We start from the raw sequence: 26,553 nt of genomic DNA, 5'->3' as shown, positions 1-26,553 counted from the left end.
GTTTGTGAATCCTTTCACAACACATTAGTTATGTTAAGGGGGCGCAAGGATGAAAAGGCAAAAAAGTAGAAAATTACTCTTACTCGTCTCTATGTTGCTATTCCCGATAACCATCTATTATCTTTCACCACAATTAATTATTTTAGGTGCAAGAGACGGGATTATGACCGGAAGCTTCATTGTTTTTCTCGCATTGCTCGTAAGTTCAGTTTTTTTAGGAAGATTATTTTGTGGATACCTCTGTCCTGCAGGAGGAATTCAGGAATGTGCTGCGATTATAAATGATAAAAAACCCAGCCAGGGATGGAAAAATAATATAAAATATGTCTTTTGGTTGATATGGGTAAGTAGTATTATATTTTGTTTTATAGGTAGAAAGCACGAAATATCCCTAAATTTTTTCTATCAAACTACTAATGGAATATCGATAGCAAATGTATATGATTATATCATTTATTATGGGGTAGTTTTGCTCATTTTCATTCCAGCTGTTGTGTTTGGTAAAAGGATCTTTTGCCACTATTTTTGCTGGATGGCTCCGTTTATGGTAATAGGAACTAAAATCGGGAATCTGCTTCATATTAAACGAGTCAGGTTACAGGCAGATAGGGCTGCATGTATAAACTGTCATTTGTGCAATAGGTCCTGCCCTATGAGTCTTAATGTATCAGACAAAGTTAAAAAAGAAGCCATGGATGACAATGAGTGTATTTTATGCGGGTCATGCATTGATCACTGTCCTAAAAAAGCAATTACTTATATTGTAAAGGAACAAAAGCGTAAGCGCATTGGTTAGCCCCGACAAGCATAAGACAAGCCTGCCGAAAGGTTGCTCTTTAACCTTTTGGACGGATTGGCTTATGACCTCGAGGGGCTAGGCGCTGGAGCTGGACGTATCAAACATGTAAAAAGTTATCCACAAGTGGTAAATCTATAATTTTTCTAGAACATAAAAAAATGGCTTAGTTCATATGAACTAAGCCATTTTAAATAAGCTGCCTCTCGATCTGTATCCACTTTATTCGTGAAAATTGGTACCATCAGTGGTTGCTTTTACGATTTCAGCACGGATGACGAAATCACCAAAGTGCTCGCCTTCCAATCTTTCTTTCGCATAGCGTGGAAGAATCACGCGCAACTCTTTCAAAATCTCTTCTTCACCGATATTTTCACGGTACATTTTGCTTAACCGGCTGCCATCATGTGCTGCGCCAAGATACATATTGTATTTACCTACCGCTTTACCGATAAAGCCAATTTCCCCAAGTGCGTGTCTGGCACAACCATTCGGACAGCCTGTCATCCTGATGGTAATTTCCTTATCACGTAAACCTGATTCATCAACGATATCCTCAATTTTTGTGATTAGAGATGGTAAATAGCGCTCTGCTTCTGCCATCGCTAATCCGCATGTAGGTAGAGCAACACAAGCCATTGAACTGCGGCGTAAAGCAGAATAATGCTTGCCGTCTGTTAAACCATATTTTTCAATCAAATCATCGATTTTCTTCTTTTTCTGGCTAGAAACATTGGCAATAATTACGTTCTGATTACCGGTTAAGTGGAAATCACCCGTATGGACTTTAGCAATTTCGCGTAAGCCCGTCTTTAATTGATAATCTGGGTAGTCCGCCACACGGCCGTTTTCGATAAATAAGGTAAAATTCCATTTACCTTGAACCCCTTTAACCCATCCATAGCGATCGCCATTCGAGTCAAATTGGAAGGGCTTCGCTTCATCGAGGCTCCATCCTAAGCGGTTTTCAAGCTCAACCTTGACATTTTCCAAACCAAGTCTGTCAACTGTATACTTAAAGCGGGCATTTTTACGAACGGAACGATTTCCGTAATCGCGTTGGATCGTAATCGTTTTTTCCGCTACTTCATAAAGTTGGTGCGGTTTAACGAAGCCGATTATTTTTGCAAGTTGCGGATAGGTCGCGGTATCACCGTGTGTCATACCCATTCCTCCGCCAATCCCCACGTTAAAGCCGATTAGTTTGCCCTCTTCGACAATCGCAATGAAAGCAAGATCTTGTGAAAAGACATCAATGTCATTGGACGGCGGAACAGCGATACCAATTTTAAACTTACGTGGCAGGTAAGTCGGACCATACATTGGTTCTACTTCTTCAAATTCAGGCGTGCCGGCCACTTTTTCTTCATCCAGCCACACTTCATAATAGGCTCTTGTTTTTGGAAGAAGATCTTCACTTAATTTTTTAGACCATTCATACACTTCCGCATGAATCTCAGATTGATAAGGATTCGAAGCACACATTACGTTACGGTTTACATCACCGCAGGCTGCGATCGTGTCCATAAGGGCACCATTAATTTCCTGAATGGTGCTTTTCATATTCCATTTAAGAATTCCGTGCATTTGCCATGTCTCACGTGTGGTCAGCTTCAGTGTGCCGTTACCATATTTGTCAGCAAGTTCATCCATAACAAGCCACTGGTTCGGTGCTGCCACTCCCCCAGGAAGGCGGACACGAAGCATGAATTGATAAGCTGGTTCAAGCTTTTGCTTAGCGCGTTCATTGCGAAGGTCGCGGTCGTCCTGCAAATAGCTGCCGTGGTGCTTCATAAGACGGTTATCGTCGTCCGGAATACCGGCACTCATTCGGTCCAGCATTACTTCTTTCAGTGTACCGCGCAGATAGTTGCTTCGTACTTTTATATCCTCAACATCACTAGGTGGTCCATCTGGTGCTTTTAATAGTTGATTAACCATGTTGAAATAAAACTCCTTCCCCTTTAAATCAATATACATCCCGCTGGTAGCGTTTTTGTTGCTGCATGTCGGCAAGGTAAGCTTCTGCTTGCTCTCGGCTCATGTTGCCTTCTTTTTCAATGATATCGATAAGTGTTTGATGAACATCATGTGCCATGTGCTTCTCATCACCACAGATGTATACTGCGGCACCTTCTTGAAGCCATTCGAATAACTCCTGGCTGTGCTCAAGCATACGGTGCTGTACATATACCTTTTGGTCAGTGTCTCGTGAAAACGCAACATCCATTTTTGTTAAGGTTCCGTTTGCTAGCCACTTTTGCCATTCAACTTGGTAAAGGAAGTCCGTCACGTAATGTTGATCACCGAAGAACATCCATGCTTTTCCTTCTGCGCCCGTTTCTTCACGTTCCTGCATAAAGGAACGGAATGGCGCTACACCCGTACCAGGGCCAATCATAATGATTGGTGTTTCTGCGTTTTGTGGCAGTTTAAAGTTTTCGTTTTGCTGGACATATACATTGAGAATATCCCCAGGGTTAATCCGGTCCGCAACTAACGTTGAACATACACCATTCCGACTGCGTCCATGTGCATCGTAGCGTACCGCACCGATTGTCAAATGAACTTCATCAGGGTTTGCCGCTAAGCTAGAAGCGATGGAATAAAGACGGCCTGGAATTTTTCGTAATATGGAAACAAACTCCTGCGCCGTAACGTTCCAAGGAGCGTAGTCACGAACTAAATCGATTAAATCGCGTCCATGAATATAGGCTTTTACTTCTTCTTCTTTACCTGGTGCAAGAAGCTCCTGTAACGCTGCATTTCCAGTCAGGTCTGCAGCTTTTTGAAGAAATGGCTTTGTTAGAACGCTAATTTCATAATGAGAAACAAGCGCATCTCGTAAAGTACGAACGTCTCCCTGTTTCACTGTTACTTTTTCATCAGGGTTCATATTTAATTCCTTGATTAATAGATCCACTAACTCTGGATCGTTATCTGGATAAATTCCAAGGGCATCTCCCGGTTCAAAAGTAAGGCCAGAACCTTCAAGTGAGATTTCCAGGTGATGGGTTTCTTTATTTGAGCCTCTGCCGTTAAGGTTGATATTTTCAAGAACTTCTGCTTTAAACGGATTTGTTCTCGAGTAAACCGATTCGATTGCTGGGTTTACTGCCGTTTGAGCTGTTGCTTGAGTTGCGCCTGCGGCCTCGCCTAAGCTGGCAAGAACCCCTTCAAGCCATTCTGCAGCTGGTTCGTCGAAATCAACATCGCAGTCAAAGCGTGGGTATAGACGTGTACCGCCTAGTTCTTCTAGACGAGCATCAAAGTCTTTTCCTGTTTGGCAGAAAAATTCGTAAGAGCTGTCGCCAAGAGCTAAAACTGAGAAATGTAAGTCTTCTAGTTTTGGTGCTCTTTTACTATATAAGAACTCATGGAAGCTAATCGCGTTATCAGGCGGATCCCCTTCTCCATGTGTACTCGCAATGATTAAAAGATTTTGCAGTTTCTTAAGATTGTTTGGTTTAAAATCGCTCATCGCGCTGACGGTTACTTGGTAGCCGTTTGCTTCAAGCGATTGTGCTGATTTTTTTGCTAGACTTTTAGAGTTCCCTGTTTGAGAACCGTAAAGAATCGTTACCTCTTTTGAGATTTTTGAATTTTCGGTTGGAAGCTGCGCCAATTGGGCTGGTGCGGTTCCCAATTGGGAGCCGGCAAGATAGCCGCTGAGCCAAACCTTTTGTGTTTCGGACAAAGTTGGCAGGAGTCTGTTAAGAAGCTCCACCTGCTCCTCTGTAAACGGGCTGTTCAATACCTGAAGTTGCAACAATACCACCTCACATGGAATTAAAAAATAATTATTTTGCAATATTATTGAGAAAATTCTCTTAGAATCTAGCATGCCATTTTTTTATGATTCAGACAACTATTATTCTAAAAATTTCTCTTTTTTTCAAAATTACTTTGGTTGGGACTTTTATCCGGTTTCAGCATTATAAACTGCTCTTTTCTGTCGGAGCTGTTCTTTTTTCCTGGCTTCGACAGTTATGAACACGTCTTATCTGTCGGAGCTGCTCTTTTTTCATGGCTTCGACAGTTATGAACACGTCTTATCTGTCGGAGCTGCTCTTTTTTCATGGCTTCGACAGTTATGAACACGTCTTATCTGTCGGAGCTGCTCTTTTTTCATGGCTTCGACAGTTATGAACACATCTTATCTGTCGGGGCTACTCTTTTTTCCTAGCTTCGACAGTTATGAACGGCTCTTATCTGTCGGATCCGCTCTTTTTTCCTGGCTTCGACAGTTATGAACGGCTCTTATCTGTCGGAGCTGTTCTTTTTTCCTAGCTTCGACAGTTATGAACCCTCGGTTGCCCGTTCCACCACAATATCCTCAATCACCCGATGCTCGGAAAGGATACCAGTATGATAGATTTCGCGGCCCAGCTTCGTCCACTTACGAATCTCCGCCGTTACCTCCGCAATCAGAAGCCCGGAGAATAACAAATAAGGAATCACAATCACCTTGCCCTCAGCATCATCCATAACCGCAGCTAACCCTTCCAAAAACCGGGGCTCCGCCGCCGCCAAATAACAGACCGAAACACCTGTGATACCAAGCCGTTCCTTCACGCCATCCGCAATCAAGCCGAAATCGGCCAGTGTGGCTGGGTCACTGCTCCCTCTTCCGACAATCAACACCCGATCCTCGAGCTCCACTGTCCCTACGGTCTCTCGAGCGAGTTCAGCGACAGCATCAAGAATTTTACCTTGAACACCGAAAGGATCCTTAACATCGATTAAAACATTAGGATACTCCACACTTAAATCCTCTAAAACATTCGGAATATCCTGTTTGATATGCCCGGCCGCAAGTAGAAATAGCGGAACAACTGTTACTTCTGCTGCCCCTCTCTCCACACAGCGCCTAAACCCTTCTTGAATCGAAGGCTCCGTTAACTCTAAAAAACTGATCTCTTGAATCGTCACATCCACCCGCTCGCTCACTCTCGCAATGAAGGCTCTTGCCTCATCTGCTCCTTTTTTCGAGCGTGTGCCATGACCAATGTATAGTATAGCTTTCATCTTCATCCCCTCCAAACACTACCCCTGTACAAGCGGCAGATTAGGAACTATTTCTTCTTGATACCAGTTTAACCGATGATGCAGCTTTACAACCTCGCCAATCACAATCATGCTTGGATTCGAGATTGCCGCTTTTTTCACAAGTTCCTCGATGGTTTCAAGCGTTCCTGCCACCGTTTGCTGATCAGCCAGTGTCCCCCAATGCACAAGGGCAATTGGAGTCTCAGGAGATTTGCCGGCCTCGATGAGCTGCTCGACAATATTTGGCAGATGGGATACCCCCATATAAATACAAAGCGTATCAACCCCATTCGCCAGATGGTACCATTGATGTTCAGCCGCCACATTGCCAGCAGCCTGATGACCGGTAATAAAAGCAAAACTTTTGCTCAAACTTCGATGGGTAACAGGAATCCCGGCATAAGCAGCAGCGGCAATCCCGGAAGTAATCCCGGGAACCACTTCAAACGGAACATCGTGTTTCACACATTCTTCCGCCTCCTCGCCGCCACGGCCGAATACAAAAGGATCTCCGCCTTTTAAGCGAACCACCTGATACCCTTTTTTAGCATACTTCACTAAAAAATGGTTAATCGTTTCCTGCTTCATCGTATGATAATTTGGGAGTTTACCGCAGTAAACCAACTGCGCCCCTTCTTTTGCTAACTTAAGTAGTTCAGGATTAACGAGCCGATCATAAAGGATGACATCGGCTTCCTGCAGGTATCGTAATCCTTTGACCGTCAGTAAATCTGGATCTCCAGGACCCGCACCTACTAAATAAACCTTGCCAGCCATGGCTGTTCATCCTTTCCGAAAGACTAGATTATGTTCTTTTCTTGCAGGTTTTGAAAAATTTGGGCAACAGCTTCTGTCACTGTTAATTTATCAGACCGAATCGTAATTTCTGGACGCTCCGGTGCTTCATATGGAGAATCAATTCCAGTAAAATCTTTAATTTCACCGCGCCGTGCTTTTTCATAAAGCTTCTTAGGATCACGTGCTTCACATTGTTCAAGCGGGCAGTCAATGTATACTTCAATAAACTCACCTTCTTCAAACAGTGCACGGACCTGGTCGCGGTCGGACCGGAATGGAGAAATAAACGCAGTCGTTACGATTGCTCCACTATCCACAAAAAGTTTGGCTACTTCGCCGATTCGGCGGATATTTTCTGTACGATCATAATCTGAAAAGCCCAGATCCTTGTTTAAACCATGGCGGATATTATCACCGTCTAAGACATATTCATTAATGCCCTGGCGGTATAATTCACTTGAAACGGCATTAGCAATCGTTGATTTACCAGAACCGGAAAGTCCAGTAAACCACAGAACACAGCTGCCATGACCATTTTGAGTCCGGCGGTCTGCTTTCGAGACTGTTGCAGAGTGCCATGTGATATTCGTTGCTTTAGACATTGTTGTATCTCCTCCTTAGACCGTTGCGGTTTCTTCTTTCATACCTTCGATTAATACTTCTACAACTTCTTTACGGCTGAAAGTTGCAGGAGGAAGAACTCCGGCACGAAGCATTTCTCTAACCTTTGTTCCAGAAAGGATCACGCGGTCTTCTTTGCTATGCGGGCAAGTTTTATCAGATGCCATGCCTTCACACTTTGTGCAATAGAAGCTGTGTTCAAAGAACATTGGTTTAATGCCAAGCTCGCCTTCTTCAAAATTACTGAAGATATGCTGTGCATCGTATGTTCCGTAGTAGTTGCCTACACCAGCGTGGTCACGGCCGACGATGAAGTGTGTGCAGCCAAAGTTTTTGCGGGCAATCGCATGGAAAATGGCTTCTCTTGGTCCAGCATAGCGCATTGCTGCAGGGTACACACCAAGCTGTACACGTTCAGCTGGATAGTAATTTTCTAGTAATACACGATAGCTTTTTAGACGAACTTCTGCAGAAATATCGTCTGATTTTGTTTCCCCTACAAGCGGGCTAACGAATAGTCCATCAACCGTTTCTAATGCTGCTTTTTGGATATATTCATGAGCACGGTGGATTGGGTTTCTGGTTTGGAAACCAACGATTGTTTTCCATCCTTTTTCTTCAAACATTGCACGAGTTTCTTTTGGTTCATGCCATACATCAGCGAATACGCCTTTATCTGATTTTTTAACCAGAACAATATCACCTGCTACATAAACAGGTCCTCTTTCATAAAGACGTTTCACGCCTGGGTGAGCGACTTCGTCAGTTTTGTAAACTTCGATGGCTTCTTTATCTAAATCGGGCTCATACCATTCAGATACTGTGATAACCCCATAAACCTCACCTTGGTGTACCAACTTGATTTCTTCTCCTGCTTTAAGAGTTGCAGCAGTTTCATAGGATACAGGCAAAGTTACTGGAATGGACCAAATTGTATTGTCAGCTAAACGCATGTTAGAAACAACATTTTCATAGTCTGCTTTTCCAAGGAACCCTGTAAGCGGGCTGAATAGTCCAACACCAATCAACTCAAGATCACTTAATGCAATCGCATCAATTTCAATCTCTTTTTCGATGTTTGTTAAATCATAAGTTGGGTCAAATGCTTGAATTAGTTTTCCTCCGTGAGGTGCTGGTAAAAATGACACTGTTAATCAAGTCCTTTCTTTTTTAAAAAAATAATTTATCAAATAAAATATGAAACTAACAAATTTAATCTTTCACAATCTCCTGGTGTACCGCCATACCTGGTTTCTGTTTTTTCATTAAAGACATAACACCAAAGACGGAAATTAACACACCTGCCATTGCGATGATGGGATAAAAGTTATGTTCAATCAACATTTGAATCATTGTATATGATAGTACCATGGATAAAACTGGCGATACAATCCAAACTGTAAGAAGCTGTACAACTATATCTTTTTTCAAAACAGATTTGCCGTTTTTAGCAAAGCCGATTCCAATAATCGAGGAGGTCGTAATTTGTGTCAGCGGAACTGGAATTCCAAAAACAGAAGCGATCGTCACAATCGTTGCGCCTGTTCCAGAGATGACGCAGCCCTCTTCTAAGCGCAGTTCCGTGATTTTCTTCCCATTGGTTTCAAGTACACGATAACCAAGGAGCAATGCACCCCCGGCTACAAACAACCCGCCCCAGAAAATCCCGTTCTCCGTCGAAATGATTTTAGCTCCGACTAACGGACCAACCGCATTGGCTACATTATTCATTCCTGCTGAAAAGGCTTCAAACAGGCCCATAAAAACGACTAACACCGACAGATACGGCACTGCCTTCGGTGCTTCCATCCATTTTTTCAGATGTTTATTTTTTAATAGAAACGTAACACTAATCGCAATAAAAAAGGCAACAAATGGGGTAAGCAGCCAGAATAACAAAATCCAAATGATTTTAGTGACTAACACGGATTGGTAGACAATCCCGGCCCCAATGACAGCTCCTACCGCAACTTCGCTCGTCGAAAGAGGAATTCCAAATAGGTTAGCTAAAAACAGTGACAATGCTGCTGAAGTTAACACAATTAAGGCGATCGGGATTGTAAACGTACTGCTGGGTACAATTCCGCTGCCTAACGTTTTAACCACTTCTCCGCCACCAAGCCATGCGCCAAAGAATACGGTGATACTGCAGAGCAGCAAAGCGAGCGGCTTTTTGATTACGCCGGCCCCGTAGGCAATCCCCATCGAAGCGGCTGCCCCGCTTGCACCTATATTAATAGCAAAAAATAAACCAATCGTTACTGCTATGATTGTGAGCAATTACATTACCCTCCTTTAATCCCGCATTACGGACGATCCACCGTCACTCTAATGATAGATTAAGAGACCGTAACGGTGAGCACCGCCCGTCATGCCAGATTGGCCCAACAACCACGGTGGGGATTTCCACTGTGGTGGAGGCTTTAGCTTATCGGGTATGTAAGCCGCATTCTGTCTTACCGCTGCCCGACCAGCGTCCTGCACGTGAATCGCCGCCATCCCCAACCGGCTTTGTACAAGGGAAACAGCCGATGCTTGGATAGTTTTGATCATGCAAGGTGTTGTATGGAAGATCCTTACTTCTGATGTACTCCCAAACCTCATCCCAAGTCCAATGAATCAATGGGCAAATTTTGATATTCTCGAATTTATCATCCTTATTAAGGAATTCTGTGTTGGCTCTGGTTGGTGACTGTTCACGGCGAAGTCCGGAGATCCACGCTTGTTTAGCGGTTAATGTCTCCCTCAAAGGAATCACCTTGCGAATATTACAGCACTGGTTGGCATCTCTTAGCCACAGTGCTGAGCCATATTCTGCGGCTTGTTCATCTAGACTTACTTTCGGTTGTTTCCGCTCAATTCTTAATGTTGGGAAACGAGCTTCGATTTTGTCGATGACGTCGTAAGTTTCAGGAAAATGCAGCCCGGTGTCTAAGAACACGATATGGGCATCTGGTTTTACTTGCTGAATCAGGTCAATTAACACAATCGCTTCCGCTCCGAAGCTGGATGCATAGACGATGTCTTGATCGGCGTACGTGTTGTATGCCCACTTTAATACGGAAAGTGCCCCTTTTGTTTCATCCTCAAAAGGAAAGGTGTCGGAAATTTGTTGCCAATTTTGATAGGTTATTGCAGCTGTCATGCTACATGCCTCCTTTTTTTCATAAAAAAACGTCTTCCTGGGCGGCTGACGTTGAGACAGCCTCCAGATGCCTGGTCAGCAGTTTTTATTTTGATTAAGACGAACCTTTTCATTTTTCTCTATTTGTACAATCTTGCCATCCTGAACAACTAGAGTAATCGAGCCAAATTGTAAAGAAACCAGCATATTCTCTAAATGCGTGATAAGTTCTTGTCTTTCAATAGCGTTCAGCTTATTCGCCTCCTTTTTACAAAAAACACCTTCCCCACTTTAGGAAAGGCGCTCACGAAAGTCCAGTAAACACCTTATCTACCAAAATGATAACATTTTGCTGGAATTGGCACCTTGCTTGGCAGGTTGCCGGGCTTCATCGGGCCAGTCCCTAAGCCTCTCTAGATAAGAATAATTGATTGATGTGATTAATCCTACCATACCAATAGGATTTATGTAAATAAGAAAATATAAAATTTAAAAAATTCTTCATTGTCATCTTTTTAGGATGAACTTTTGGCAAAAAAATTTTGTTAAACCAATGCCCTTTTCTGATTGTTTGCATTTACTGTAATGTGAAGGAGGATGAGGAATGTGACGGAATTGAATTTTCATCAAATTGCCCATGAATTGTTAAAAAAGGAAGTCGAAGTCGTAACTCTGCAAGGGAATTTTACTGGCAGGCTTCTTGAGGTTGGCAGAGATGTGATTGTATTGGAATCGAGAGGCAGGGGCCGCAACCGAGTTTTGGCGATTAGAATCGAAACGATCGTGGCGATTTTCCGAGTGGAAAATTTTATACCTAGAGGACCTTTTGGATTTGGACCTGGGGAAGTCGAGGAGTCATCAGAACATCGTGAAAGCAGCAGTAGTAGCAGTAGTCATTAAGACTACTCACCAAGAGAAAGCAATCCAATGCTTTCTCTTTTTTTGCAACAAAATCATCCCGTTACTGAGATGGAATTGCTGAAAGCTATATACATAAGGATGGGCCCTTACCTCCATAATGTCTCTTATTACCCTTTTACACATCATCGTGCTAAAATAATGAAATGAATGGGGATCTAACCCCTCATAAGAAGGACTCGGTTAAAAACTAATAGACAGAAGGGTTTTGTTTGAATCATTCACTAAAGAATTTAGACAATAAAATACTTCGTTTTACTGTTACTCTGGTATCAGCTTTCATTGGGGGAGTGGTGTTCTCTTTCCTTCATACCCCGATTCCTTGGCTGCTTGGGCCAATGGCAGCTGTCTTAATCGGCGCCCGGTTTGGAAAAATTGCGTTTTACTGGCCGGTTGCGATTCGTGATACAGGCTTAATTGTTGTCGGGTATTCGATTGGCTTATCCTTTACAAAAGACGCGCTCCTACAAATTATCGCCAAACTTCCTTCGATGCTGCTGATGACGACTTTGCTTGTCCTCTTTTGTGCAGGGATTGCCTGGATCGTTTCTAAATTAACCGGGGTTGACTATCCAACGGTCTTGACCGGAAGTATCCCAGGCGGACTTTCGCAAATGATTATTTTTGCGGAGGAAATGAAAGGAATCGATATTACGACGGTGACCTTCCTGCAAGTGGCTCGTTTGATGATGATAATCTTCGTCGTTCCCTTTTTAATCCTGGGTCCATTGTTTCATCATCCAGAAAGCGGTGCGGCCGTGGATGTAGTAAATCGTGCCACTCAAGTATCAGGACCGGTATTTCCTAATTTTATTATCTTAGCGATGATCTGTGTAGTGTGTGCTTTCCTGGCGCGGAAACTTAAATTTTCTACTCCTAATTTATTGGGCCCGATCCTGGGCACTGCGATTGCCGGTATTTCGGGTCTGCATGGCCCTGCTTTGCCGCCAAATGTATTGGATATTTCACAGTTTATGATTGGCTCCTATATTGGTTTATTATTGAAACCTGAAAAACTGGAGCATAAAGCGAAGGTCATTAGCCTGGCGTTTTTAAGCGGTTTGTTGATGATTGTCGGGTCTGTCGGCTTAGGGCTCCTGCTTATTTATTTTTACCATATTACACCATCAACAAGTTTATTGAGTCTGGCACCGGGTGGGATGGATCAGATGGCCATCCTCGCTCATGAAGTCAATGCTGATTTATCGATGGTTACGGGCTATCAACTATTCCGGCTCTTTTTCATCTATTTTGTCGTCCCACCGATGCTGCGGCTGTTTTTTAAAGTTGGGTCTAAAAAAATAAAGAGACCCGCATAAGTCTCTCATAAAAAAGCAATGCGATTGAATTGCACCGCATTGCTTTTGCTTTTATTTTGGGGAAAGGATTTCATCGATAATCCCGTACGCTTTTGCTTCCTCTGCGCTCATAAAATAATCCCGGTCTGTATCTTTGGCGACTTTATCAACGGGCTGGCCTGTTCGGTCTGCTATGATTTGATTAATATGTTCTCTTAGTTTTAAGATGCGCCGGGCTGAAATTTCGATTTCAGTTGCCTGCCCTCTTGCTCCGCCCAATGGCTGATGAATCATAATTTCACTATTCGGAAGTGCGCACCGCTTCCCTTTTGTTCCAGCTAATAGTAACATGGCGCCAAACGAGGCAGCCATACCGGTGCAGATCGTCCGAACATCAGGCTTAATGATTTGCATGGTATCATAGATCGCAAATCCTGCAGTGGTCGAGCCGCCCGGGCTGTTAATATAGAGCGAAATTTCTTTTTCCGGGTCATCCGCCGCTAAAAATAATAACTGTGCCACCACGCTGTTGGCGGTATGATCCGTGATTTCCTCCCCTACGATAATGATTCTGTCCTTTAATAGTCGGGAATAAATATCGTAAGAACGCTCACCGCGATTGGATTGTTCAATTACATATGGAATCGTACTCATTGTTTATCCTCCTTGAAGCGTTTATTAGGCTAGGCAGCCATACAGAGAGTGCTTGAAGGAGATTGATTTATAGAAGATGACATTGGGTAGAAACTTGTGACGGTACTTATGGCCATGATCGATGGAATGGCCTCTATTAATAAAGTTGGATCCTGTTCTTTCAAGGCCTCATAAAAAATTTCAGTGAGCTCCTCTTTTTCTTTTTCATCCCAAAATGAGTCGACTGAAGAAGCTTCATCTTCCTCGTTTGTTTTTGCCAGCCGTTTTTTTCCGCGATGAAGACTGGCCTTTACCGCCGTTTCCGTTGTGTCTAGAATCTCGGCAATTTCCTTTAATTGATATTGAAATGCCTCTTTTAGTATAAAGATAACAGCCTGTTTGGGCGTAAATTTGTTAATTAGCATTTCAACTGCATTCGTTATCTCATCGATTTGTTTCGTTAATTCGTAGCTGGAGATGTCTAGTTCAGCCTCAGGCCTTTCCTGTTTTCTTTTTCGAAGCTGATCGATCCAATGATGATAGGCAATTTTGTTTAGCAAACCCGTACGAATCTGGTGCTGATGATATTTCAGCGCCTTCAGATAGGTCTCCTGTGCAATGTCCTCTCCATCCCATTTGTTCTGGGCCAAAAACCGGCAATAGCGTTGTAATTTAGGATAAACTTCAGCCCAGTGGTTCTCTTCCTCCATTGAACCCAGGGTCCTGGATGAGTTAAGCTTTAATGACATGTGTTTCACTCCTTTTGCACTCTCTGCTATATAAACGTTTTGGGAAGGAACAAAAGATACGGGTTAATTAATTTATTTTATTATATGTTAGTTTGCGAAGGATCACATTAACCGATGGTGTTTATTTTTAGTTTACATAACATTATTATACGTTTAGTAAAGAATATGTAAATTCTAAACTATTAAGTTAATAAGGCTTGAATTACATTGAAAGACATCCTACAATGGTTGTAGCTTCGATTGGAAAAAATGGGATTTATTTTGATGATAAATAACCATGGATTATTTTGGTCAGCCTGATATAATCCAATTTAAACAATACATGTTAAAGGTGGGCATTATGGAGAACACAAGTCGATATGTTGTCAACGCACTTGGAAAAGGTGGGGAAACATATTATACTCTTTGTAAAGACAAACAAGAATTACAGAAATGGATCCACAACAATCGTGAAAAATTAGTTATGGATGAACTGATCATAAAGGATAAAAAACAAAGTTTATTCTCCAAATGGTTCGGCCTAAAAAAACTATATTAACAACAGACGCCATTCCCTAACAGGAATGGCGTCTTCTTTTTGTACTGGTGTCAGGCACCATTTATAACCTTCCCCATAATAGAATCGTAGAAAGATTGTTAATGGTGCCTGACACCTCTATTGTGTTGCTGCGGCGCTGTATCTATTTTTTTGGATATGGATGAGTCTGATGGATAGGGCGATTCCTGCGGCGAGCAGGCCGATGGTGAGTCCAATCCAGTATCCTCTTGCCCCTAGGCTGGTGAAATTGGCTAGTAAATAGCCCGCTGGCAGGCAGATGAGCCAGTACGCAACCAGTGTCATGATGAAAGCGATATTTACGTCTTTATAGCCTCTTAATGCCGCTTGTGCCGTTGCCTGGATCGCATCGCAAATTTGGAAAAACAAGGCAAAAATTAAAAAGTTCGCAGTTAAGTTAATAACGGCTGCTTCTGTCGAATATAGTCCGGCCACCTGATAACGAAAAGCCACGACGACCAATCCCGTCCCTATCGCAATTAACACCGCGATTCCAACGCCTAACCAACTGTACTGTTTGGCATCCTTATATCTTTTAGCCCCGACTTCATAACCAACAAGGACGGTTAACGCTGTTGAAATACTAATCGGAATCATGTAAATAAACGAGACCACATTTAAAGCCGACTGGTATGCGGCGATGGTTGTTACATTAAACTTGCTTAACAGGATCGTCACAATCGCAAACACAGTGGTCTCGAAGAAAACAGACAGCCCCATTGGCACACCGATCTGTAGAATTTCCTTACACTGTTCCCAGGAAAACTCTTTTATCTTTGAAAAGATTTGAAAGGAAGAAAACGGGTCCTGTTTTTTTACGATGAATATCGTCATCCCTAAAAAGATCCAATCAGTGATGGCCGTGGCATAGCCTGCGCCTACTCCGCCAAGCTCTGGAAACCCTAACTTCCCAAAAATCAGGACATAGTTCAATACCAGATTGATCGGTAATGATAACAGCATAATCACCATAATGACACGCGTTTTACCCAAGGCATAAATAAAAGACCTTAGCACATTAAAAATAAATAGTGGCAGCAATCCATAACTTAATCCAACCAAATAATCGAAAGCGGTTTCTTGAACTCTAGGTGAAAGCTTCATTAGATCAAGGATTGGGTTTAGAAAAAAATATCCAAGAACGATAATGATAATCGCAATGATAACGGAAAGAAATATTCCATGTTTGACGACCGCAGCTACTTCGTCCTGCTTTTTTTGTCCAAATCGCTGGGCGGCAATCGGCGAAACCGCTAGAAAGATCCCGCTAATGCCATTAAAGACTGGACTCCAGATTGAAGTTCCAATGGCCACTCCTGCTAAATCAGAACTACTATATCTTCCTGACATGATTGTATTGAAAAAGACCATGGAAAACATGCCAAGCTGGGTAATTAAGATGGGTACTAATAAGACAAAGATTTGCTTTGTCTTCAGACTGTCGACAAATCCGAAAAAATTAAGGGTTTGTAGGCAGTCTTTTTTGTATAATTGGGATATAGATAATTTTTTTGAGGTGGATAAGATGTTAAGTAAGAATACACAGATAAATCGTGACCAATTAGAAATGATAGCTTTAGAACAACTTGTGCCGGCCAACCATTTAGTACGCAAGTTAGAAGCTTCTATTGATTTTTCATTTATCTATCCCCTGGTTCAAGAAATGTATTCTACTGAAAGAGGACGCCCAAGCATTGATCCTGTGATATTAATTAAGATGGCATTCATCCAATACACCTTCGGTATTCGATCTATGCGAAGAACTATTGAAGAAATCGAAACAAATTTGGCTTATCGTTGGTTCTTAGGCTTTGGATTTTATGATAAAGTGCCTCACTTCTCTACCTTCGGTAAAAATTACGAACGACGTTTTAAAGATACAGATTTATTTGAACAGATCTTCTATCGTATTTTGAAGGAAGCCTCTGATAAGAAATTGATTAGTAGCGAGCATGTATTTATAGATTCAACCCATGTAAAAGCAAGTGCAAATAAACATAAATTCGAGAAGAAATTAGTTAGAAAAGAAACGAAAGCATACGAAGCAAGACTACAAGAAGAGATTAATAAAGACCGTGAAGAACATGATAAAAAGCCATTTCCACCAGATAAGTTTGAGAAAGAGGAATTTAAGGAAATAAAAAAAAGTACTACTGACCCTGAGAGTGGTTATTACGTAAAAGACGAGCGTACGAAACAGTTCGCATACTCATTCCATGCGGCCGCTGATCGAAATGGTTTTGTATTAGGGGCAATTGTAACTCCTGGGAATGTCCATGATAGTGTCATTTTCGAATCACTATTGGAAAAGGTAATCGAGAAACAAGGAAAACCTTCTGCTGTTGCTGCTGATGCTGGATATAAAACACCTGCTATTGCCCAATACATATTTGAAAATGATATGACACCTGCTTTACCTTATACTCGCCCTCGTACGAAAGAGGGGTACATGAAAAAATATGAATATGTTTATGATGAATACTACGATTGTTATATCTGTCCGCAAGGACAAGTATTGAAGTATGCAACTACGACGAAGGAAGGCTACCGTCAATACTTCTCTAATCCGATTGAATGTGAAAAATGTCCCTTACTTTCAAAATGCACGCAGAGTAAGGAACATAAAAAACTCATTCAGCGTCATGTCTGGGAACACCATATAGAAGAAGCCGAATATCTTCGTTCGACACAAGAGAATAAAAGCATTTACGCAAAACGCAAAGAAACCATTGAACGTGTTTTTGCAGATGCCAAGGAAAAGCATGGTATGCGTTGGACAACCTTAAGAGGCCTAAAAAAATTGTCCATGCAAGCGATGCTTACTTTTGCTGCCATGAATTTAAAAAAGATGGCCAATTGGACTTGGATAAGTCCAGAAATGGCGTAGCAATAAGCATAGGATAGGCCTAACTTTTGCTCTTACGAGCAAAAAAACAACAAAAAGACACCCAGATTGGCACATCCGGATGCCTTTTGTCTACAATCTGAAGACAAAGATTTGCTTTGTCTTTTCTTTGATTGTAAACGTTTGGTTCATAGTATGAATGCTCCTATAAAAAAATAAAAATCCGAAATTTCATTATACCCTACTATGGATTGATTTTCCTCATAAAGTTTAAACGTATAAAAAAATAGGACCTGATGACAGGTCCTATTTCTTAACAATTTTGGATGGATTATTGATTTTATACAACACTTTAGCATCGACCACAAAATCCTCTGGGGCATCCTTGCCTTTCCCCAATTTCTTGGCAGCCACTTTTCCATCGAATTCCAGTAAATCCCCTGCTGCCAATTCAAATTTTTTCAAGGTTTTACTATGGCTGCACCAGGCCAGTCCCAAATCAATGGGAGTCTCCTGAACAATTTGCACATTTTCCAATACGACCACTTCGTCATTTTCTTCATTAAAAGGATTGTAGACAAGGGCAAACTGTTTCACAGCAGCAGTAAAATGGACTTTATCAGCAGGCAGTTCGATTTTCGGTGCTTTCTCCTTTTTGGGCTTGGGTTCCTTAGCAGGTTTCGCGGCCTTTTCTTTTTTTGGAGTGTCTTGAGTTGGTACCGTTTCAGATACCTGAGCTGCCTCTTCTGATTTTGGCGCTGCAGCCTCATTTGAAGGATCTTTTTCTTCAAGATTAATTAAACTCTCTTTGCCAAAACTGGACTGCTGCATTTCTTTTAAAAATGCCGGGTGGATACAGGTCAAATTGCCATCTTGGAATTCAACCACTAAGGTGTTAAATTCTCCAGTATTGCCATAGGTCTCATACCCTTTGATCGTCACAAGACGCTGATAATTACCTTCTTTATACCAAAATTCCTTTTTCGCTGTCGGCAATCCCCATTCCTTGAGTTTTTCTTTAAAATGATCGTCATCGCGGAATGGTTCATAGTCCCCTTTGGGCGGAATATATTTAGTTAAATCAGACTGTTCGATTTGTGTACGCAGAATGGCCATAACGACAAATCCCTCCATTACATATGTATGTTCTTTCATTATAGCATTTATTTCCGAAAAGAATAATTTACCACAACAGGAGTAAATCAGCATAAAAAAAAGACTCTCCAATGAGAGTCTTTTTATATATGGGTTAAAATTATAATTTACGAACGTTAGAAGCTTGTGGTCCACGTTGACCTTGTTCAACGTCAAAAGATACTGCTTGACCTTCGTCTAAAGATTTGAAGCCTTCGCCTTGGATTGCAGAGAAGTGAACGAATACGTCGTCTCCAGCTTCGCGCTCGATAAATCCAAAACCTTTTTCTGCGTTAAACCATTTTACTTTACCTTGTTCCATGTGTGGTTCCTCCTGCTGTGTGCTTTGCACACAATTTGTTACTATCCTTGCTCAAATCTTCAAGACAAAAAGCAGTTATCACTTTAACGTTCTTTCCGACTCACAAAAATAATTCTACTTAAATATAGCAGATAGCACGGAATAAAGCAAACTCATTTGCAATTTTTGTTTTTTTGGTAGAAAAGTCCGCCATCCAAATGTGTCCTTTTGACCATATCCTGCAAGCCTTTTCAAAAAAAAATTAGCGTTACTAAATTTTTAAAAAACATCTAATTTTTCTCTATTAGATTATGTTATTTGATTGTATAATTACTAAGAATTTAAAAAGAAAATGGTGATGGCACATGCGGACTTATAACGAAAAGATTAGTATTTATCATGGAATGGTGTCTACCATCGCAGCGAATCTAGCAAGCAACTATTTTCCTATCTTTGCAATTTCTATTTTAGGAGCAACCAATTATCAGGTGGGGTTAATCAGTTCCCTTCCACCTTTGGTCGCGCTAATTATGACGGTTCCAGCAGCTATTTTACTGAATCGATTGGAATTGCAAAAGAAAACGGTTGCGATGTCTGTCCTTTGGGCGAGAATCATGTTTTTACTGTTGGCAGGAGTCATTTTTATCCATTCTTCCTACCAAGCATGGGCATTTTTGATTATTGTAGCGCTGATGAATGTTCCTGGTACAATTTCGAACATTGGCTGGCAGACATTAATTAGCGGAATGATCAAAGAAAAACGGCGTGGGGCCTTTTTTAGTGACCGGAACCGTCTCTTAACGGTTGTGGGAATGATTACTACTTTAATTATCGGGGTTGTGATGAAAAGTCAGACCCATCATGCGTGGGCCTATCAAATTTTATTCATCATTGCTTTCGTTTTTGGCATACTAGAAGTACTTTTTTTAATGAAGCATCGAGAAAAACCACAAGTGAAGCTGGCGCAAAAAAAATCCTCGATGGATTGGTCGATTTTTAAGGACCCAGGTTACAAGTGGTTCCTGATTACAGCTCTTTGCTTTAACTTTACTTGGCAAATGGCATGGGGCTTATTCAATATCTATAATGTCCGCTATGTTCATGCAACGATTCTTTGGATCAGCATTTTTTCGGTTGCCAATCAGCTAGTGCAGATTTTCTCGTTCTCCTTATGGAAAAAATGGGCTGAGCAAAAATCTAACACGCTGGTGTTGGTATGGGTAGCAGTGGGAATGGCGACAGCTCCCGTTTTAAACATCATATCGACGAATGTATATTATATTACCTTTGTTTCGATGACCTCCGGATTTTTTGTTTCCGGTACCACGCTTTTATTGTTTAATCTATTATTGGAGCAATCGCCAGAGGAAAAGAGAACGTACTGTATTACTACCTATAATGTCCTCTTATCCTTCGTCGCTTTTATTGCTCCGCAAATCGGGATTTGGTTCTTAGAAATCTCTAACATGAGAATATCAATGGAAATTTGTACCCTTTTACGGTTTATCAGCGCGTTTGTCTTTTTCCTCATGTATGTAAAATTTATGCGAACCAAAAAAACAACCAAAATCATGTCATCTATATAGTAATAATGGTGTCAGGCACCAAACGTGGACACTGTCCTTCCGGAATGGACAGTGCTACTTGTCATCCATGGGGTTCATTTTGCGGAGCAACGTAAATAATTGGTCCGTTTCTTGTGTGGTTAAGTGATGGGTTAATCGCTGGTGGGAGCGATCTAATAGTTGGATAAGGATTGGATAAAATTCCAGTCCTTTTTGGGTTGGATACAATTGATAGGAACGACGGTCTTCCACATCTAAAACACGTTCGATGTACCCGGCTTCTTCTAATTGTTTAACCGCCCTAGCTGTGGTCGCCTTATCAAATTTTAGTTCTGTCGTTAATTTATCTTGATTGACCCCGGGACATCTTAAGATTTCGATTAAAAAACTATGTTGTCCCCCGCCGCCAATGTTGAACGGTTTAAGTTCTTTTGTCAGGAATTTTTGGTGCTGTCGATTTAACTGCGAAATCAGCTTGCCGATCGGTTTTCTTTCCATGTTCATCCCTCATTAAATGTGTCAATACTATCAAGATTATCTTATTTTAGTTGCAAGTGCAACTATATCCGGTTACACTCTATACACAGATAGTTGCACAAGCAACTAAAATTAAATGATGAGGTGAGTTCCCGTGAATCCCAAAGTTAAAACGTACCAAGAGGATGAACGAATCCAACGGAAGAGATGGATCATTTTAGTGATCCTCAATCTTTTTGTATTTATGTCCACACTCGATAGCAGCATCGTCAATATTGCCCTGCCTGTCATTTCTAAAACGATGAATTTGCCAATTGCAAAAATACAATGGGTGGTTTCCATCTATTTAATTGCGATTTGTACGTTTATCTTGTTATTTGGAAAGTTGGGTGATCAATATGGAAAAATAAGAATCTTTAAAACGGGGATGATCATTTTTTTAGTCGGCTCGCTTTTGTGCGGATTTAGCACCACATTGCCATTCCTGCTCCTATTTCGGATGATTCAGGCAGTCGGGGCTTCTATGACGATGGCAAACAGCCAAGGGATTGTAACTGAAATATTCCCGCCGACCGAACGCGGCAAGGCACTCGGCCTGATTGGCACCTTTGTTTCGTTAGGAAGTATTGCCGGACCCAGCCTGGGAGGCTTACTTGTTTCAGCATTTGGGTGGGAATATATCTTTTGGGTAAATATCCCGATCGGGCTGATTGCTATTTCATTTGGATGGAGAATATTGCCCGCCGACCTTACCTTTGTAAAAGCAAAGTTGGATGTGCTCGGCAGCATTTTATTTTCCGTCTTTATTATCTCGCTGTTTTCAGGTCTTCTGCTGGGACAGCAGTTCGGCTATCAGGATATCCGGATACTTGGGGCTCTTATTCTAGCTGTAGTTACCTTTATCTTCTTTTTATGGACTGAGTCCCGTACCGAGCAGCCGATGTTACAATTTTCCTTATTCAAAAATGCCTCTTTTTCGTTGAGCATTTTGTGTGGCTGTCTCGTTTTTGTGTCGACCTTTTGCTTTAATATTATTTCGCCTTTCTATACACAAAACATCCTGCACTTGCCGCCGCTTAGCGCTGGGTTACTATTAATGCTGTTTCCGATTACCATGTCAATTGTGGCCCCATTAAGCGGAGCATTATCAGATAAAATCGGTTCGGAACTGTTAACGTTTATCGGACTGGTCATTATGGTGATTGCCCAAGTTGGTCTTTCTACCTTACACGCCAGCAGTTCAATTCTATTCGTTGGTTCCCTGGTTGCAATATTAGGTTTTGGAAATGGGCTTTTTCAGTCTCCAAACAATTCGTTAGTGATGTCTTCCGTTCCACGGTCACAGCTTGGAATTGCCGGCAGTATTAATTCCTTAACCCGGAATATTGGCATGGTCGTCGGCATCGCGGTTGCTACCACCACTTTGTTCAGCGTGATGAGTGCCAAGGCAGGGTATCGGGTAACAGGGTTGATCCCCAACCGGCCTGATATTTTTATCGACGGCATGCATATCGTCCTTATAGGCTCAGCCAGCATCTGCTTCGTTGCTGCATTGTTAACAGGAATGCGTTTGTTTAAAGCCAAAGTGGCCGTGAGACAACAGTAAATTTTATCAACTGACAAATATATTTTAAAAAGATTCATATTTTAGAAGGTGAGATGATTTTTGATATCGGGAGGTTCCTATGATTAGAATCAATCATCAGGTTGTTGAGCTGGGAGACCTTAAGGGTATTACCAAACCAGAAGAAAAAAATATTATTAAACTAATGGCGGACTATCATTCGATCTTTGATTATCAATCGATCCAACAATTAGAATTTGAACTGTTTTTTCGTACCAACACGTTGAAAGCTGCACAAGAACTTAACAAGAGCGGGATTAAGTTTACGACTTTCACGTACGCCTTTTGTAATAAAACGTATTGGGATCGATTAGGGAATGGGGGGTTTTTGTTAAAGCCGAATGTTAGTCCTTCAACAGCGATCTTAGACATCCTCAAAAACGGAAAGCTTTATGCGACTGAATGCTCCACTGCCATTGCGATCGTTTTATATCTTGCTGCGCTATATTCGATTGGACGGGAGCGGTTTGATTTATTATTTGCTCGGCTATATTTAATGGATTGGCAATTCGATGAGGATCTTCCGATTTTTCAGCTATATTCGGATGATTTCCTCCCTGGAGATGTTTTACATTTTAACAATCCCGATTTTGATCCGAGACAGCCTCATTGGCGTGCCGAAAATGTGGTCTATTTTGGTGATGACAAGTATTACGGTCACGGGGTCGGCTTCCAGAACGCCAGCGCTATAATCAACTTTCTAAACAAAAAAAGAAAACCGAATCCAATGTATTCAGCATACCTCATGAATATGATCACACGTCCGTATTATCGATCATTATCATACGGATAATAGTGAAATTGGTGACAGGCACCGCCCGTGGACAATGTCCACGGGCGGTGTTGTCACCTTGATCTGTTAAAAGTTGATAAATGCGTCTTTTGCTTTTACATTGGATTTGATTACTTTGTTTTCTTTTAACCAGTCGGCGACTTGGTTCCATGTTTGCGGATCTTGGTAGCCGAATGATTTGTCTTTTGCGTCCATAAGCGGCAAGAGAATTTGTAAGCTCTTCGTTTCAATGTCCTTCTCTAATGGTGAGGATTTATCTTCATGCTTTAATAAAACGGACAAGCCTGCTTCTGGGTGGTCCTGAACATATTTTTGCCCCTTCCCAATCGCAGTCATAAACTTCTTAAATACTTCCGGTTTTGCTTTTAGTTCCTTTTCACTTCCGACCAATACTAATTCATAGTAATCAGGAACCCCATAGTCAGCAGGATTCAAGGTCCGCATTGGATGCCCTTCTTTATCCAGCAATAACTTTTCATGGTTGATATAGCCGCCAATCAAGGCATTGGTTTTCTTCGTTGCCATCGCCGGAATCAAGTCCCAGCCCACATCGACCATTTTTACCTTCGAAGCATCTCCCCCGTCAGCCTTTACCATGGATTGTACAATCGCCTCGTCAAGTGGAATCGATGGATAGCCAATTGTTTTCCCAGCTAAATCCTTAGGTGATTTGATGGAACTATCAGCTGGCACCATTAATTGATTGAGCGGATGACGGACAATGGCACCAAACGATTGAACGGGAATTTCTTCCCCGCGCGCCACCAATACCTGCGGCTGATAACTGAGTGCCATGTCGATCTGGCCGGCAGCCACAAGCTTTAACGGATCATTGGTATCGGCTGGCATTTCAATCTTAACATCCAAGCCCTGCTCTTTAAAATAGCCCTTTTCCTGCGCTGCATAAAGGAAGGAGTGGACCGCGTTTGGATACCAATCTAACATTAAGGTCACTTTTTCAAGCTTTTTGTTACCGTCTGACGTTTTCTCTGCGGGTGACGTTTGGTTGTTTTTTCCACAAGCACTTAATATCAGTAATAATAAACTTAGCAGAATGAATGCACTTTTCTTCATTTGTTTTTTCTTCCTCTCTTAGATGCGGACTTTATTTTTCAAAACTTGCTTTTCTAGTAAACTTATCAATAAAAATAAGACAATTCCTAGTAATGATAAGAGGAAAATCGCCGCAAACACAGCGTCTGCCTGTAAGCTGCCCGACATGCGCCGGCTGAAGTACCCGAGGCCCTCACTGGCACCGAGCCATTCGCCAATCGTGGCCCCGACCACACAATAAACCACCGACATTTTTAAACCTGATAAAAACGCAGGCAAGGCCATTGGCACCTGAATTTTTTTAAAAATCGTCCAGCGGCTCGCCCCCATCGTTAACAATAATTCACGGTATTCGTTCCCACCTGATTTCAAGCCATCATACGTGCTAACCACAATTGGAAAGAACGCCGTTAAAATCGTGACAGCAATCTTGCTCCAGATCGAATAGCCAAACCACATAATAAAAATCGGCGAAATCGCAATCAACGGAATCGTTTGTGAAATAACCAAGAACGGATAAAGTACCTTCTCTAACGGACGAAAAAAGTGCATGCCGACCCCAAGTATGGTGCCGCAGCTCACCGAAATGGCAAAGCCTATGAGAACTTCATTTAGGGTTGCAGGCAGATGCTCTCCAAACAGGAGCTCACGGTTGTCGATTAATGAGTTCCAGACCGAAGAGGGAGCCGGCAAAATAAAGGCTGGAATAATCCCACGTTTGACGACCATTTCCCATATACTGACAAGAAGAATGACAATGATGATAAATAATCCATAATCACTCGTCCATTTCTTTACACTAGTTTTCATGTTGAATCAGCCACTCCAGTTCTTTTCTCATCCTAATAAAATCAGTTTGGTAGATTAGTTCGGAACTTCTGGGTCTCGCTAAGTTCACTTTCCATTCTTCAATCCCGTCCCGTTGGAGGATATAAATTCGGTCGCTCAGCAATAAAGCTTCCTCTAGATCATGGGTGATAAATAGGACCGTTTTTTGCAATTCGCCCCACAGCCCCAGTAACCAGCTGTGCATATTCCGTTTCGTCATCGAATCCAGAGCACCAAACGGTTCGTCTAACAGAAGCAAGTCTTTCCCTGTCATAAGCGTTCTTAAAAAAGCAGCCCGCTGCCGCATTCCTCCTGACAGCTCATTGGGGTAAGAATTTTCATAGTCAGCCAGCCCAAAGCGAACGAGCCACTCGCGCACTTCTAGTAATTTGCTTTTCTTCTTTTCCTTTGTTACCTCGAGCGGAAGTAGAACGTTGTCTAAAACCGTTCTCCACGGCAAAAGCAGGTCCTTTTGCGGCATATAGCCAACACTTCCCAATCTCTTGCCGGACCCGTGACTCCTGTTAATCAGGATTTCTCCCTGATCTGGTTCAAGTAACCCGGTAACCAGCTTAAAAAGGGTACTTTTCCCCGAACCACTTGCCCCGATTATGGAAACAAATTCTCCTTCTTGTACCTCAAGTGAAATCTGTTTGAAAATCGGTTTTGAACCGTCAAAGGTGTAGGATAGATCGTTTATTTTTAACATCGTTGGTCTAGACAGGCCATTCGCCCCCCTGATAGACCATATCCCAAAACATATATTCAAACCGGGAAGTGGTTAAGAAATGTTCTTCTAAGATGGCTAACTCCCTTTCCGGTTTTCCTAGAGTCAATTGGTCTAACAAATCGATCAGCCACTCCGCAAGACGGCCAAATTCAGCAGAAGAGTACATTTTTACCCACTCACCATATTGATAGTGGCTGCTAGCACCATGATATTCTTTTGCTAACATCTTGCCGATCTCCCAATAGCTCCACATACATGGCAATAATGCTGAGATTAATTCCTCTAGAGAACCATTTTGCGCCACGTTTAACATGTATCGGGTGTAGGCTAAATTGATCGGGGCAGGTTTCGTCTCTTCTAGCTGTTGATGGGTAATCCCGAACTTTTCAGCATATTGGCGATGCAAGTCCATTTCCACGTGCAATGTCTCATCAAGGAGCTTGGCGAAAGCTGCCATAGTCTCGATGTCTCTTGCTTTTACTGCTCCAAAAGCAAACAGCTTGGAATAATCGATTAAAAATACATAGTCTTGCTTCATATAACGAATAAAAGATTCAACCGGAAGGTCGCCGTTCCCCATTCCAACAACAAAGGGATGCTGGTGGGTTTTCTCCCAAATACCCTTTACCTTTTCAAAAAGACGCTGAGAAAATTTCATGCT

27 protein-coding genes and 1 riboswitch are annotated in these 26,553 nt (G+C 42.0%); of the genes, 8 read left to right on the top strand and 19 right to left on the bottom strand.

All coding sequences use genetic code 11. The features are described 5' to 3' along the window. Positions 1-49: 49 nt before the first annotated feature. The gene (locus tag L1999_RS12160; protein ID WP_235743778.1) at positions 50-796 is read left to right on the top strand and encodes a 4Fe-4S binding protein; all 747 of its coding nucleotides are present in this window, start codon (positions 50-52) and stop codon (positions 794-796) included. Positions 797-1,018: 222 nt separating this feature from the next. Here L1999_RS12160 and cysI read toward each other — a convergent pair whose 3' ends face one another. The 9 genes from cysI to L1999_RS12115 form a co-directional block, all read right to left on the bottom strand. Beyond that, complete coding sequence (gene cysI / locus L1999_RS12155) at positions 1,019-2,737, bottom strand: assimilatory sulfite reductase (NADPH) hemoprotein subunit (protein ID WP_235743777.1); 1,719 nt, start codon at positions 2,735-2,737, stop codon at positions 1,019-1,021. 28 nt (positions 2,738-2,765) lie between these two features. Further along, positions 2,766-4,565 (bottom strand): assimilatory sulfite reductase (NADPH) flavoprotein subunit, encoded by a 1,800-nt coding sequence (locus L1999_RS12150; RefSeq protein ID WP_235743776.1) that lies wholly within the window; start codon positions 4,563-4,565, stop codon positions 2,766-2,768. A 530-nt stretch (positions 4,566-5,095) separates the two neighbouring features. Further along, positions 5,096-5,824 (bottom strand): sirohydrochlorin chelatase, encoded by a 729-nt coding sequence (locus tag L1999_RS12145; RefSeq protein ID WP_235743775.1) that lies wholly within the window; start codon positions 5,822-5,824, stop codon positions 5,096-5,098. Positions 5,825-5,842: 18 nt separating this feature from the next. After that, positions 5,843-6,622, bottom strand: coding sequence for a uroporphyrinogen-III C-methyltransferase (gene cobA / locus L1999_RS12140; RefSeq protein ID WP_235743774.1), 780 nt, complete (start codon positions 6,620-6,622; stop codon positions 5,843-5,845). A gap of 23 nt (positions 6,623-6,645) precedes the next feature. Further along, the gene (gene cysC, locus L1999_RS12135) at positions 6,646-7,245 is read right to left on the bottom strand and encodes an adenylyl-sulfate kinase (protein WP_235743773.1); all 600 of its coding nucleotides are present in this window, start codon (positions 7,243-7,245) and stop codon (positions 6,646-6,648) included. A 15-nt stretch (positions 7,246-7,260) separates the two neighbouring features. After that, entirely contained in the window at positions 7,261-8,412 is a 1,152-nt protein-coding gene (sat, locus tag L1999_RS12130) for a sulfate adenylyltransferase (protein WP_235743772.1), read from the bottom strand. Positions 8,413-8,476: 64 nt separating this feature from the next. Continuing rightward, on the bottom strand, positions 8,477-9,544 hold the full coding sequence (locus L1999_RS12125) for a sulfate permease (protein ID WP_235743771.1): 1,068 nt from the start codon (positions 9,542-9,544) through the stop codon (positions 8,477-8,479). 148 nt (positions 9,545-9,692) lie between these two features. Continuing rightward, entirely contained in the window at positions 9,693-10,409 is a 717-nt protein-coding gene (locus L1999_RS12120; RefSeq protein WP_235743770.1) for a phosphoadenylyl-sulfate reductase, read from the bottom strand. A gap of 75 nt (positions 10,410-10,484) precedes the next feature. Next, the gene (locus tag L1999_RS12115; RefSeq protein WP_275677694.1) at positions 10,485-10,613 is read right to left on the bottom strand and encodes a YezD family protein; all 129 of its coding nucleotides are present in this window, start codon (positions 10,611-10,613) and stop codon (positions 10,485-10,487) included. Positions 10,614-10,711: 98 nt separating this feature from the next. Beyond that, positions 10,712-10,812, bottom strand: a riboswitch (SAM riboswitch). A 182-nt stretch (positions 10,813-10,994) separates the two neighbouring features. On the opposite strand from L1999_RS12115, the gene L1999_RS12110 reads away from it, so the two are divergent. Together L1999_RS12110 and L1999_RS12105 are read left to right on the top strand one after the other, a co-directional pair. Next, positions 10,995-11,288 carry a DUF2642 domain-containing protein gene (locus L1999_RS12110; RefSeq protein ID WP_235743768.1) on the top strand — a complete coding sequence of 98 codons (294 nt, stop codon included), beginning with the start codon at positions 10,995-10,997 and terminating at the stop codon, positions 11,286-11,288. Positions 11,289-11,518: 230 nt separating this feature from the next. Next, complete coding sequence (locus L1999_RS12105; RefSeq protein ID WP_235743767.1) at positions 11,519-12,625, top strand: AbrB family transcriptional regulator; 1,107 nt, start codon at positions 11,519-11,521, stop codon at positions 12,623-12,625. A 51-nt stretch (positions 12,626-12,676) separates the two neighbouring features. Here the strand turns inward: L1999_RS12105 and clpP are convergent, their stop codons facing one another. Together clpP and L1999_RS12095 are read right to left on the bottom strand one after the other, a co-directional pair. Further along, positions 12,677-13,258, bottom strand: a complete 582-nt coding sequence (gene clpP / locus L1999_RS12100) for an ATP-dependent Clp endopeptidase proteolytic subunit ClpP (RefSeq protein ID WP_235743766.1) — start codon at positions 13,256-13,258, stop codon at positions 12,677-12,679. Between the two features lie 29 nt (positions 13,259-13,287). Then, positions 13,288-13,986, bottom strand: a complete 699-nt coding sequence (locus L1999_RS12095) for a sigma-70 family RNA polymerase sigma factor (RefSeq protein WP_235743765.1) — start codon at positions 13,984-13,986, stop codon at positions 13,288-13,290. A gap of 340 nt (positions 13,987-14,326) precedes the next feature. Between L1999_RS12095 and L1999_RS12090 the strand changes: the two genes are divergently transcribed. Further along, on the top strand, positions 14,327-14,524 hold the full coding sequence (locus tag L1999_RS12090; RefSeq protein WP_215045979.1) for a hypothetical protein: 198 nt from the start codon (positions 14,327-14,329) through the stop codon (positions 14,522-14,524). A gap of 117 nt (positions 14,525-14,641) precedes the next feature. Here the strand turns inward: L1999_RS12090 and L1999_RS12085 are convergent, their stop codons facing one another. Next, complete coding sequence (locus L1999_RS12085) at positions 14,642-15,979, bottom strand: MATE family efflux transporter (RefSeq protein ID WP_275677692.1); 1,338 nt, start codon at positions 15,977-15,979, stop codon at positions 14,642-14,644. 88 nt (positions 15,980-16,067) lie between these two features. Here L1999_RS12085 and L1999_RS12080 point away from each other — a divergent pair, with 88 nt between their 5' ends. Continuing rightward, positions 16,068-17,429 carry an IS1182 family transposase gene (locus L1999_RS12080; protein ID WP_235739379.1) on the top strand — a complete coding sequence of 454 codons (1,362 nt, stop codon included), beginning with the start codon at positions 16,068-16,070 and terminating at the stop codon, positions 17,427-17,429. Positions 17,430-17,693: 264 nt separating this feature from the next. On the opposite strand, the gene L1999_RS12075 is transcribed toward L1999_RS12080, so the two are convergent. Together L1999_RS12075 and L1999_RS12070 are read right to left on the bottom strand one after the other, a co-directional pair. After that, positions 17,694-18,542: a hypothetical protein gene (locus L1999_RS12075; RefSeq protein WP_235743763.1), complete on the bottom strand. Its 849-nt coding sequence runs from the start codon at positions 18,540-18,542 to the stop codon at positions 17,694-17,696. 100 nt (positions 18,543-18,642) lie between these two features. Continuing rightward, a complete protein-coding gene (locus L1999_RS12070) occupies positions 18,643-18,843 on the bottom strand; it encodes a cold-shock protein (RefSeq protein ID WP_215045983.1) in 201 nt (66 codons plus the stop codon). A gap of 344 nt (positions 18,844-19,187) precedes the next feature. Here L1999_RS12070 and L1999_RS12065 point away from each other — a divergent pair, with 344 nt between their 5' ends. Further along, a complete protein-coding gene (locus tag L1999_RS12065) occupies positions 19,188-20,408 on the top strand; it encodes an MFS transporter (protein ID WP_235743762.1) in 1,221 nt (406 codons plus the stop codon). A gap of 54 nt (positions 20,409-20,462) precedes the next feature. Here the strand turns inward: L1999_RS12065 and L1999_RS12060 are convergent, their stop codons facing one another. Beyond that, positions 20,463-20,885, bottom strand: coding sequence for a MarR family winged helix-turn-helix transcriptional regulator (locus L1999_RS12060; protein WP_235743761.1), 423 nt, complete (start codon positions 20,883-20,885; stop codon positions 20,463-20,465). Positions 20,886-21,018: 133 nt separating this feature from the next. On the opposite strand from L1999_RS12060, the gene L1999_RS12055 reads away from it, so the two are divergent. Together L1999_RS12055 and L1999_RS12050 are read left to right on the top strand one after the other, a co-directional pair. Then, the gene (locus L1999_RS12055) at positions 21,019-22,470 is read left to right on the top strand and encodes an MFS transporter (RefSeq protein ID WP_235743760.1); all 1,452 of its coding nucleotides are present in this window, start codon (positions 21,019-21,021) and stop codon (positions 22,468-22,470) included. A 79-nt stretch (positions 22,471-22,549) separates the two neighbouring features. Then, on the top strand, positions 22,550-23,281 hold the full coding sequence (locus L1999_RS12050; protein WP_235743759.1) for a protein-glutamine gamma-glutamyltransferase: 732 nt from the start codon (positions 22,550-22,552) through the stop codon (positions 23,279-23,281). Between the two features lie 66 nt (positions 23,282-23,347). Here L1999_RS12050 and L1999_RS12045 read toward each other — a convergent pair whose 3' ends face one another. The 4 genes from L1999_RS12045 to tenA are packed head-to-tail and all read right to left on the bottom strand — an operon-like array spanning position 23,348 to position 26,550. Further along, on the bottom strand, positions 23,348-24,355 hold the full coding sequence (locus L1999_RS12045) for an ABC transporter substrate-binding protein (protein ID WP_235743758.1): 1,008 nt from the start codon (positions 24,353-24,355) through the stop codon (positions 23,348-23,350). 18 nt (positions 24,356-24,373) lie between these two features. Beyond that, positions 24,374-25,144: an ABC transporter permease gene (locus tag L1999_RS12040; protein ID WP_235743757.1), complete on the bottom strand. Its 771-nt coding sequence runs from the start codon at positions 25,142-25,144 to the stop codon at positions 24,374-24,376. Next, positions 25,134-25,871 (bottom strand): ABC transporter ATP-binding protein, encoded by a 738-nt coding sequence (locus L1999_RS12035; RefSeq protein WP_235743756.1) that lies wholly within the window; start codon positions 25,869-25,871, stop codon positions 25,134-25,136. Before L1999_RS12035 ends, L1999_RS12040 begins: the two co-directional genes overlap by 11 nt. Positions 25,872-25,878: 7 nt before the next feature. Continuing rightward, positions 25,879-26,550: a thiaminase II gene (gene tenA, locus L1999_RS12030; protein WP_235743755.1), complete on the bottom strand. Its 672-nt coding sequence runs from the start codon at positions 26,548-26,550 to the stop codon at positions 25,879-25,881. Positions 26,551-26,553 lie beyond the last annotated feature (3 nt).

The organism is Neobacillus drentensis (genome assembly GCF_021560175.1).
GTDB lineage: Bacteria > Bacillota > Bacilli > Bacillales > Cytobacillaceae > Neobacillus > Neobacillus drentensis_A.
The sequence above is the reverse complement of the archived record's forward strand: the minus strand, read 5'-3'. Positions and strand labels throughout refer to the sequence as shown.